Below are 10,766 nucleotides of genomic sequence, written 5' to 3' on the forward strand. Positions count from 1 at the left end.
TCATTGTGCCCAAGCATAGCTCGGATACTCTGAGTCCACTTTTTCCTAATAATTTGTATTGCATCTTGTTATGTACTCCGAAATAGTTAAGTGAGTGAAATTAGTCAATCAAACAATATCTATGATAGTTGATAGTTAGTTATTTTTGCTAATCACCTGCCTAAAGCGGATAATTAGTATTGCCTGATCGTTCTGCTTCATCTAAACCAAAAGCATACTTAAACACAATTGGATCGTAATATTCTCGAAACAGTTCAATTTTGCCATCTACAACATGAAATAATCCGCCATATCGCTGTTGATAAATACGCCCGGTGGAAATTATTTCTACATCACCTCGCCATTCAGCAAAAATCATAGTTGCATCCTGCATGGGATAAAATACCAAATTTTCAGTAAAATTTGCTTTACCGCTAATTTTTGGCCAAGTAGCATAATGTTTGATTAAGTTAGCTTTTCCAGTGACGCGCTTAGGAAAATTCTCCGGTGAGAATGGCATATCTTGTACGGCATCTTCTGCCCAAACTGATGCTAATTTATCCATATCTTTTTCTTCCAAAGATGTTAAGAAATCGAGCACAACTTGCTTTGTCTGCTGTCGTTGAATATACGGTGCAGGGTTGATACTAGCTTCCTCTACAGCTTCATTAATAATCTGGCGATCGCCTTTTTCAGATTTGGCAAGAAAGGTCATCTGAGAAATTCTCCATTCTCCTTCTTCTTTAACTACATTATATTTATAACTACCTGTAATTTGCCAAAACATTTTGTCTAAATAATGGTTAGCGACGACATCAGCAGTAGCAGTTGCCCGGTCTCCATTTACTACAGTTTTGATATTAGATATTTGGTGTCGCGTGCGTTCAAACCCTGGTAGACTGCTTGCCCATTGAGTCATTAATGCTTGAGGACTTTTTAATTCTACTTCTCCACCAAAAGCGGATGTATAATCAACCTCAACCTCTTCTGCATAGAGCTTTTCTAAACTCTCAAAATTTCTGTTGTCGGCTAAAGTAGCCACACTTTCAACTATGGTTTTGATAGCAGCTTCGTCTGGTGTTTCTACTTTCATGGAATCAGAGGATGTTACTACAAGTGTCATAGCTAGTACTCCCATGGTAAAATTAGTAAATTGAATTTGCATATTGAAAAATTGTTATTGATAAATTATGAAATTATTCTGGCGATCGCTAATAAGTTTAGCTGTAATTTTGGCAACTATTAATGATGGTGTTATGGCTAAATCAAAATATTTAGAATAATCTCACCCCCTCCAGAACTTAGTCGTATATAATACTTTCAAGGAAGTTGGCGTTGTCAACAACCTGCTACACCAGATTCTCCATCAGGTATTTTTACTTGGACGGTAAAACGAGACTTAAATAACTTTTTGTATTTGAGAAACACCGAAAAAATCAAGTCATATAATGATGGAAAACTTATTAATTCGCGAGATTTTATGGGAGAAAACACAGCTTCTAAAAAGTTAGTCCGCTCTGTTGTTGTTGGCAATGGTAATTCTTACAATTTAACAGCATCCAATTGGCAAGATGGAAAATTAATCTGGGAAGGAACAATTGTGAGAATGGGAAATTCAACGCCACTTCGTCAAGAAATTATCCAAAATAATCAAGATAAATTTACCGCGACTTATTTTATTCCCGACGATGAAGGAAACTGGAAATCTGTAGTAAATGAAACTTGTGAGCGTATTTAATTCCCAAAATATAGCAGAAAGAAGAAGGAAGAAGAAACAATTTTCTCCTGACTCCTGACTTCCCCTCCTGGGAGGGGTTAGGGGTGGGTTGACTCCTCCGTCATTTATTTATAAGTATTCAACCGGACATGATATTAATTGTTAATTGTTGAAAGTGTTTGCTCAAAATATTTTGCAACAGCATCACTAGCAGTTGTAACAACTTCAGGAGAATCGTAAAAGTCAAATTGAGTAGTATTTTCTAACCAAAGTTGGTTTTTTTCTCCAGACAAACGATGATAAAATTCTTTTGCACCTTGAGGAATAGCAGCAGCTTCCGAGTGAATAATCAAAACTGGTTTAGTTAAATTATCGGCATTTGCAATTGCATCATAAGTTAACCAACCTTCCCAAGAAGCAAGATTAAATTCATTGACATATTCAGGAATCATACCTCTATTTTCTTCTGTATAATAGGGTGCTTGATACATCAGAGCGTTTTCATCAGTTGTGCTAGCCGCAGGAATTAATGATAGTTTACCAGTTGTTTCATATTTCGCCTCTGCTTGACGACTGGTTTCAATTAACTTTTGTACCGACTCCTCACCACCGTATACTTGATTAACAATTTCTTGATTATGTAACCAAGGAGCAACTAGAGCGATCGCCTGAATATCATCACTCTGAACTGCGGCATCTACCATATATCCTGCACTAGCGCAAATACCTAAACCAGCAATACGACTAGCGTCTACTTCAGGTAGTGTAGTTAAATAATTGGCAGCAGCGATAATATCTTCAGTTTTATTAGTGGGATTTTCTAACTGACGCTCATTTCCCTCAGATTTTCCCCAGTTACGGAAATCAAAAGTCAAAACAGCATAACCGCGATCGGCCATTTCTTCAGCGTAGGTTGCAGGCATTTGTTCTTTGACAGTTGTCCAAGCACCTGTTACTATTACGCCTGGTAATTTTGTTCCCTGTTGATAATTATCGGGGAGGTAGAGATTCCCTGCTAAGGTTTGATTATTGCTCTCGAAAGTGACATTTTGCATTTGTGCAGCTTCAGATATAGATACTAAAGATAACTGTAGAAAAGTAGCAGCAGTTAAAAGTAATTTTTTCATAATTTTTGCTCCTTTTCTTCTTGAATTTGAATCTTATAGCGCTACGCGCTAGGGAATAGGGAACAGGGAACAGGGAATAGCAAACTGTAAAAGGGTTTTAGGATTGAAAAATTTCCTAACCAATTCTTTTAGTGCTATATATGTTCAATATAAAGCAGCAGAAAATTTATCTCTTGAAAGCTTTTGCTTCATTTTTTGAAGATTCTTGCTATTGTATCTGTCAGGGAAATTATGAAGGCAAAATGGGCATGAGCATGATATACTTGAATATATTATTGATTTTATTTTTTATTTTTGGAGATGTCTAATGGGAAATACTGCATTAGTAACAGGTGCATCCAGTGGAATTGGTTCTGAACTCGCTAAATTGCACGCAGCTCAAGGGGGTGATTTAGTATTAGTCGCTCGTCGTGAAGAAGCTCTTAATAAATTGAAATCAGAATTAGAAAACGCTCACAACATAAAAGCAACAGTCATTACAGCAGATTTAGCACAACCAGATTCGGCAGAGAAAATATTTGCAGCTACTGAAGCAGCAAGTATACAAATCGATATTTTAATTAATAATGCTGGTTTTGGGGGACACGGCAAATTCCACGAACAAGATTTGGCTAAATACCAAGCAATGATGCAGGTAAATATAGTTTCTTTGGTTAATCTGACGCATCTGTACTTACAAGGAATGGTTAGTAGAAATTCTGGAAAAATTTTGCACGTAGCATCCACTGCAGGTTTTCTTCCAGGGCCTTTACAGGCAGTTTATTTCGCCACAAAAGCTTTTGTTGTTTCCTTTTCTCAAGCGATCGCTCAAGAACTTGCTGATACTAATGTTACCTCAACGGCGCTTTGTCCTGGTGCGGTTGCCACAGGGTTTGTTCAAGCTGGTAATCTTGAAGGGAATTCAATGTGGGATAATGCAGCATCTCCTGAGTCGGTAGCGAAGTGTGGATACGAAGCCATGATGAAAGGGGAGTTAGTCAAAATTAATGAACCATCCTTGAGTTTCATGTTGAATTGGGTTATACCATTTCTGCCGAGAAAAACTGTTTTGAAAATGTCGCAAAAGACTATGGAAAAAAGTAATTAAAGAATTTAGAATTAAGAATTAAGAATTTAGAATTAGAATTACCTCTCCTTGAAAAGAAGAGGATTGACTAATCATGAAAATTTTTATTTATTCTCCCCTTAAAAGGGGAGGCTTTAAACCACAATATTTCGGTAATTGTCATTAGACATCTCCAGAAAAGAGGGAACAGGGAACAGGGAAGAATAATTGATAATTTATGGGTAATAATTGATTTTATTTTTGATTTTTGGAGATTTCTATTAGACATCTCCAGAAAATAAACTTACCCTTTATTTAACATAAGTTAGAGTTGTAAAAGTTATTTCCCTAAATCATTTTTCGTACATTTTTCCTAAAAATCTATTCCCTGTTGCCTGTTGCCTGTTGCCTGCTATGTGCAAAAAGTGTATATCTTTTTCGGAGATGTCTATTTCATATTTGGGCGTTGCATAAATGCGGGATGATTTTAATAGTTTTGTGGAATGGGCATCTTGCCCGTTCCAAAATTAGTATTATTTTTTTCGATATTGTTTGGGGGTTAAACCTTCTATCTTTTTAAATACGCGGGAGAAATGAGCTTGATCGGAAAAGCCACAGGTAAAAGCAATATCAGCCATTAATTTATTAGGATTATCGAGCATTTTTTTTGCTTGTTCTATACGGTAAGCCATCAAAAATTGATAGGGACTTTGACCAATAGTTTGTTTAAATAAACGGGAAAAATGTGAAGGACTAAGACTTGCTTTTGCAGCCATATCTTCTAGTAAGATATTATTGCCATAATTAATGGCAATGTAATCTAATACTTGTTTGTATTGTTTGGCAGTGAAGCTTTTAGAAAATTCATATTCTTCTGCTTGTAAGCCATATTTTAGAATTAGTTTAGTCAGAAATATACGAGCAAAAGATTCAAACATTATTTGGGAACCGAGTTCGCATTTTAAAGCTTCTAAAAGTTGGATTCCCGACTGAGTAATATCTTCATCTAAAAATTGTGGTAAATCTTTTAATTGCCATTCAGAAAGTAAAATTCCTAATTCTGTTTGAGCAAATCTTTCAAATTTAATAGGTTCGAGAGTAATAATAATACACTTACTTTGAACGTGCCATTGCCAGCCACTTTCTATACCAGCAGGAGTAACAATAATTTCGTTTTTGTGATAGATAAAATCTCGATGTTCTCCATTGCGCCAATTTTCTACCCTATGAGGTTCTTCTTTTAAATTGATAATAATATGATGTTGTTCGTACTTATTTATAGGCATCGAAGCAGGTTCGGCTTCAAAATATTCTAGAGTAAATAAATCTGCTGCTAATGGACGTACTAAATCGAGGCTTTGTATCAGTGGTTATGATGGATATATATCTTGATATCTAGGCATTTTAAATGTTGGTTGAAGAAATAAATTTAGGCTTTTAATATTTTTGTTTTTGAGAGAGTAAATATTGTAGGAAAAACGTCCGTTTGCCCCTATTGAAAGCAAGATTTAAGTAGGTAAGTGGGAAAATTTACAACTATGTCATTGCGACTGGAACGGAGTGGAAGGAAGCAATCTCAAAGGTTTCAATTACATTGATATTTCCTTACATAGTGAGGTTTATTAGCATCTACATACTTATATTATTCAGAAGCTAACAGATTCGATCTAATATCATGTCCGGATAATTAACGATAGAACTCCGTTCCGCTGACACGTTAACGCAGTTTTGCGCCAGCAAACAAAAAATTTTTGTTTGTAGTTAGGCTTGAACCACTGAAATATCTATCTTCTTGCTCAAGTCCAACTACGAAAGCTTCTAATTATAACTATTCAAAAGGCGAAATATTTTTAGAGCGGGGCTCAAATCCCCGTTACAAAAATAACTTCTGACTTCTGACTTCGTTAATAGCGATCGCTAAACTATTTAATAATAAATTATCCTAAACTTTTTCCCATCATAAACTGAACTAAACCAGGAAATAATCGATAAGTTTCTGTTGCTAAAATAGCCGGGCCTACTACTACTTCAGACTGCTTATTTTTCACAGCATTCCAGATAGCTTCAGCAATATCTTTTGGCTGACTAACAAAATTAGATGTTAAAACAGAATTCATTTGTTGACGACTACTTTCTATTTCAGAATTATCTCCACCACGAAACTGCGCTCTTTCCATAAAATCGCTATTAATAACTCCTGGATGTACAGAAATAACATTAATTCCTTTTGACTGTAATTCCAAACGTAAAGTATCAGTTAATCCGGTAACTGCATATTTACTAGCACAATAAGCGGTCATTTGTGGCAAAGGCATTTTCCCACCAATAGAACCAACATTAACAATTGTGCCAGATTTTTTTGCCAAAAAATGAGGTAATAAAGCTTTTATTGTATTCACATAACCGAAAAAATTGACATTCATTAATTGTTGAAAATCTTCTAATGTTGTATACTCCATTGCACCAGTCAAACAAATACCAGCATTATTAACTAATACATCGATTTTGCCATAAAAATCTATTGCTTTATGCACCAAATCTTCCACTTGTTTAGCATCAGTAACATCAGTAGGAATAGCCAAAGCAGAATTACCATTTGCTCTAACTTCATTAGCTGTTTCTGCTAATTTATCTAATGTTCTAGCAGCTAAGACAATGTTATATCCTTTTCTAGCAAATAAAAGTGCTGTTGCTTTACCACAACCTTGAGAAGCACCAGTGATTAAAACTGTTGGTAGCATTGTTTTTTTTATGGATAATTAAAATTTGATATGTCCTAAGAAGGAAGAAGGAAGAAGGAAGAAGGAAGAAGGAAGAAAGAAGAAGGGAAAAGCTTGCATTGTCGTCTGAGTTTTGAGTTTTTGATATGTCCTAAGAAGGAAGAGGGAAGAAGGAAGAAGCTTGCATTGGTATTATAGCAATTATAACAATCCCCAGGTTGGTGTTTGACAATTAGTGCGAGCATCTTGCTCGCGTCATAAATCATTATAATTATCCGATGTCCTAACTATAGTGGCGACTGCTATATCTTTACATTAAGAATTATCTTGACATTAAGGAAGTAAAAAAGAGAATCTACTTAAAGACATAATATTTGAAAGTTCAAAACGAAAAATTAAGCTTTTCAAACGTAAGCATTCCGGAGGAAATGCTTACTTTAAAACACATTTTACTTAAACAAATAAGCTTGTTAAAAATAGTGGGATAAGTTCCCCTTAATTAACCTACCACCTACCACCTATCACCTAAAACCTATCACCTAAAACCTACCACCTAAAACCTACCACCTACCACCTACCACCTAAAACCTACCACCTAAAACCTTCTTCAAACTAATCTTTTAACTTTCTTTTTCCTCTCATCCTTGCCACAATTTGTAAGTCAACACTTTGATCGGTTTCATCCACAATTTCACCAGTTAATTCTTCCAACACATCTTCCAGAGTCACCACCCCCGACATTCCTCCATATTCATCTAAAACTACCATCAAATGTTGACGATTTTTCTGAAATTCTTTTAGCAATAGATCGACTCTCAATGTATCGGGAATAAATCTAACATCTCGCATAAAATCATAAATTTTATTACCATCTTTTCCTTCTATAATTCCTTTAAGTAATTCATGTTTCAACGCTACACCAAGTACATCATCTATAGAATCTCCAATTACAATAATGCGGCTATGTTGAGAAGCAATAATATCTGACTTTACCTCAGACAAAGTTGCATTAGCGTAGAGATAAGTTGTCGCTATTCGAGGTGTCATAATATCAAAAGAATTTTTGTCATTGAGCCGAAATACTCTTCTAATCATTTCAGCTTCATCACCTTCAATAACTCCTTCCTTATATCCTACTCTGGTCAAAAACATAATTTCTGCTTCATTAGTGGTGGGTAATTTCTGCCCTTTAGTAAAAGGAGAAGTAATTTTTTCCATCAACCAAACTATAGGAGTAAATATAAAAGTTAACCCCTGGACAGGTATAGCCACAGCTAAGGCAAATTGCATGGCATAACGCTCACCCAAAGTTTTAGGAATAATTTCCCCAAAAACTATTACCAAAAAAGTTAATATTGCAGAAAAAACTCCTAACCAAGCATTTCCCAAAACCGAAGCTGCAATATTACCAATTAAAATACTACCAACTATATTAAAAATATTATTAATAATCACAACAGTAGCAATTGGACGATTAATTTTTTTCCTAATTCCCCACAGCGCTAATGCTGCTGGTTTTTTAGACTGTGCTAACTGTTGTACTTTGATAGGAGAAACCGAAAGTAAGGCTGTTTCAGTAGCAGAACAAAGAGCAGAACCTATGAGAATAATTAAAACTATAATAGTTAGCTTTAGCATATTTAATTAATAATTGGTTAAACTCAATTATAGTTCATAAAAATATAGTCAAATATAACATATCCTTCGGAGCGCAGGTGTTACTCTGACGCTCGTGTTAGCGTTTGCGTAGCATTCCGTAGGAAAGTTCCTCCGGAGGAGGCACTACAACACCACGCCAGTTGCGTGACTGTCGGGGAACCCGCCTGACGCACTGGCTTCTCTATCCCATAGTCATATCATGTCCGGTTGAATAATTAGACTTTGCTGGAAGGAAGGCAGCGGGAGCTGGAGGCAGGAGGCAGAAGGTTTTCTCAAGAGTGTCACCTTGATTTTATACACGCTCCGATGCTACCGGACACGATATCAAAGACAAAAGGAAGCTGCTTTTTTCATTATGTTCAAAGAACCGTTCATTTCATTAATGGATAATGGATAATTGATAATTAATGAAATTTATCCCTACCATCTGGGCTTTATAAGATAACATTTCAATTAATTTATTATAGGGAACAAAGACAAAATATGAAATGTTTTTTTCCCTAAATTTATCTTCTGCTTCCACTCTTCATTGTGCCCAATTATCAAAGTTCCTATTTTCTGATTAATTAGAGTATCAATAATCAAACAGGATGCAATATGCAAGATAATCGTTGATTTTAAATTCTCTTTTATTGCAAAGTTTTTTCAATCTAAATAATTAGAATAGTTATAGAGATTTTTAGACAAGAAACACAGTCGGTCAATTTCAGGATAAAACCGATGATTTTTTGTATGGGATATGTCTCTAAACTAATCTCATAAATCAAGGAGTTAAAATTATATTAGGATTCGATAATTTATGAATCTTTATTATGGTTATTTAGCTTTTAATTTAATGCAAACCCCCGATTATATCATTAAACATAATAATCGATAGTTATTAAATTTTGTCAAATATTTAGTAGCTCTTTTGTACAAATTCACGAAGATATTTGACATTCTTTGACTACATAAGACTATATTGATGTACAACGTTTATTATGCCATTTTTTTTTCTTATGAAACCTCATAACTGGCAAATTGTATTAGCTTTAACTATCGGTATTTTGGCAATATCTACAGGTGCAATATTAATCAGGTTGGCAAGTCTCTCTGCTGGCATGAGTGGGGTAGGGTTTAGTCTCGTAATAGCTGCCTCGCGGGTGACGATCGCTGCTTTATTATTAGTGCCAGCATGGTCAAAAATTCAGTGGCAGAGTCTCCAGTCGGGAGCAATACCCTATGCAGTAGCAGCAGGAATTTGCCTCGCAGTCCATTTTGCTTTTTGGATTACCTCTTTATCCTACACTTCGATCGCTGCCTCTACTACTCTAGTAACCACTAATCCCATCTGGGTAGCTTTGTTGTCGCGGTGGTGGTTGAAGGAAAGACTCTCTCGTCAGACAGTTATTGGCATAGTAGTAGCTATGGTTGGAGGGTTAACCATTGGTTTAGCAGATATTGGTGGGGGTTCTACAGGTGTTAACCCTCTCCTAGGAAACTTTTTGGCTCTGATGGGAGCTTGGGCAGTGAGTATATATATACTTCTGGGACGGGAAGCTCAAATTAAAGGGTTTGGTGTTGGTGGCTATGTTGTGGTAGTTTTTTCTGTAGCTGGAATTGTATTATTGCCTCTTCCCTTAATTTTAGGTGTTGGTTACTCTGGTTATCCTGGTTTAGTTTATTTTTACTTCTTATTGATGGCATTATTTCCTCAATTAGTAGGGAATACAAGTTTTATGTGGGTAGTACGTTGGTTATCTCCTACTTTTGTTAGTTTGGCAACTTTATTTGAACCTGTTGGAGCTAGTTTTTTAGGTTATTTATTGTTCGGTGAAGTTCCTTCTATAATGGTTTTTTTTGGTGCAATTATATTGTTAATTGGAGTGGCGATCGCTTCAATAAGTCAGAAGTCAAAAGTTAAGAAGGAAGAAGTCAGAAGTTAAGAAGAAAGAAGAGCGAAACATCTTCATATTGTCTCTTGGCTACAAAAGAGTAAGCATTTATATCATGTTCGGATAATCAGTTATAAATAAAATTTCAGAACTGACAGTACCGAATAAATACTTAAATTATCTTGAAATACTTAAATTATCTTGATTTTTCTCCTTTCTTCCCTCCTGACTCCTGACTCCTGAGGACTGACTCCTCGCTAAGTTATTTATAAGTATTCAACCGAACATGATATTAGCCGTCAGCCAGCCTCCTACCGGAGGAACTGCGGACTTCAGCTATCAGCTATTGCTTTTAGTTTAGGAGAAAAGCAATATTTAACTGTCTCACTACAAAAGTTGTCTCCCTTGCCCTTAAAGTCAGTTGTTAATTTAAACACCGTCCTTTAAGGAGAGAGTCTTGTTGCTGAAGTCCGCAGTTCCTCTGTAGGAGGCTCGCTGACAGCTAATAGCTGTTTGCGCAGCATTCCGCAGGAAATGCTTACATAAAAGCAATCAAAAATGCTATATATAATCGTCAATTGCGTGTTATAATACATATTTTAGGGTTTGCTGAAAAAGTCTTTTGGTGGGGGTAGGAGACAGGAG

General features: G+C 35.7%; 8 protein-coding genes. 3 read left to right on the forward strand and 5 right to left on the reverse strand.

Annotation, left to right across the window (positions count from 1 at the left end; translation table 11 throughout):
- Positions 1–160: 160 nt before the first annotated feature.
- A complete protein-coding gene (locus F6K54_RS31070) occupies positions 161–1,144 on the reverse strand; it encodes a nuclear transport factor 2 family protein (protein WP_293086519.1) in 984 nt (327 codons plus the stop codon).
- A 315-nt stretch (positions 1,145–1,459) separates the two neighbouring features.
- Here F6K54_RS31070 and F6K54_RS31075 point away from each other — a divergent pair, with 315 nt between their 5' ends.
- Positions 1,460–1,717 (forward strand): hypothetical protein, encoded by a 258-nt coding sequence (locus tag F6K54_RS31075; protein ID WP_293086522.1) that lies wholly within the window; start codon positions 1,460–1,462, stop codon positions 1,715–1,717.
- 134 nt (positions 1,718–1,851) lie between these two features.
- On the opposite strand, the gene F6K54_RS31080 is transcribed toward F6K54_RS31075, so the two are convergent.
- Complete coding sequence (locus F6K54_RS31080) at positions 1,852–2,823, reverse strand: alpha/beta hydrolase (RefSeq protein ID WP_293086524.1); 972 nt, start codon at positions 2,821–2,823, stop codon at positions 1,852–1,854.
- Positions 2,824–3,130: 307 nt separating this feature from the next.
- Here F6K54_RS31080 and F6K54_RS31085 point away from each other — a divergent pair, with 307 nt between their 5' ends.
- Positions 3,131–3,910 carry an SDR family oxidoreductase gene (locus F6K54_RS31085; RefSeq protein ID WP_293086527.1) on the forward strand — a complete coding sequence of 260 codons (780 nt, stop codon included), beginning with the start codon at positions 3,131–3,133 and terminating at the stop codon, positions 3,908–3,910.
- A 491-nt stretch (positions 3,911–4,401) separates the two neighbouring features.
- Here F6K54_RS31085 and F6K54_RS31090 read toward each other — a convergent pair whose 3' ends face one another.
- The 3 genes from F6K54_RS31090 to F6K54_RS31100 all read right to left on the reverse strand — a co-directional run bounded on the left by F6K54_RS31090 (position 4,402) and on the right by F6K54_RS31100 (position 8,226).
- Entirely contained in the window at positions 4,402–5,154 is a 753-nt protein-coding gene (locus F6K54_RS31090) for a helix-turn-helix transcriptional regulator (protein WP_293086530.1), read from the reverse strand.
- Between the two features lie 651 nt (positions 5,155–5,805).
- Positions 5,806–6,609, reverse strand: coding sequence for an SDR family oxidoreductase (locus F6K54_RS31095; RefSeq protein ID WP_293086533.1), 804 nt, complete (start codon positions 6,607–6,609; stop codon positions 5,806–5,808).
- A 591-nt stretch (positions 6,610–7,200) separates the two neighbouring features.
- A complete protein-coding gene (locus F6K54_RS31100; RefSeq protein WP_293086535.1) occupies positions 7,201–8,226 on the reverse strand; it encodes a hemolysin family protein in 1,026 nt (341 codons plus the stop codon).
- 1,001 nt (positions 8,227–9,227) lie between these two features.
- On the opposite strand from F6K54_RS31100, the gene F6K54_RS31105 reads away from it, so the two are divergent.
- Positions 9,228–10,172: a DMT family transporter gene (locus F6K54_RS31105; protein ID WP_293086538.1), complete on the forward strand. Its 945-nt coding sequence runs from the start codon at positions 9,228–9,230 to the stop codon at positions 10,170–10,172.
- The last annotated feature ends 594 nt before the right edge of the window (positions 10,173–10,766 follow it).

Origin of the sequence: Okeania sp. SIO3B5, from assembly GCF_010692555.1 — a bacterium.
Lineage (GTDB): Bacteria > Cyanobacteriota > Cyanobacteriia > Cyanobacteriales > Microcoleaceae > Okeania.

Excerpts from the sequence above, each read along its gene's own strand:
- F6K54_RS31070 (WP_293086519.1), bottom strand. The coding sequence starts at position 1,144 with ATGCAAATTCAATTTACTAATTTTACCATGGGAGTACTAGCTATGACA.
- F6K54_RS31075 (WP_293086522.1), top strand. The coding sequence starts at position 1,460 with ATGGGAGAAAACACAGCTTCTAAAAAGTTAGTCCGCTCTGTTGTTGTT.
- F6K54_RS31080 (WP_293086524.1), bottom strand. The coding sequence starts at position 2,823 with ATGAAAAAATTACTTTTAACTGCTGCTACTTTTCTACAGTTATCTTTA.
- F6K54_RS31085 (WP_293086527.1), top strand. The coding sequence starts at position 3,131 with ATGGGAAATACTGCATTAGTAACAGGTGCATCCAGTGGAATTGGTTCT.
- F6K54_RS31090 (WP_293086530.1), bottom strand. The coding sequence starts at position 5,154 with ATGCCTATAAATAAGTACGAACAACATCATATTATTATCAATTTAAAA.
- F6K54_RS31095 (WP_293086533.1), bottom strand. The coding sequence starts at position 6,609 with ATGCTACCAACAGTTTTAATCACTGGTGCTTCTCAAGGTTGTGGTAAA.
- F6K54_RS31100 (WP_293086535.1), bottom strand. The coding sequence starts at position 8,226 with ATGCTAAAGCTAACTATTATAGTTTTAATTATTCTCATAGGTTCTGCT.
- F6K54_RS31105 (WP_293086538.1), top strand. The coding sequence starts at position 9,228 with ATGCCATTTTTTTTTCTTATGAAACCTCATAACTGGCAAATTGTATTA.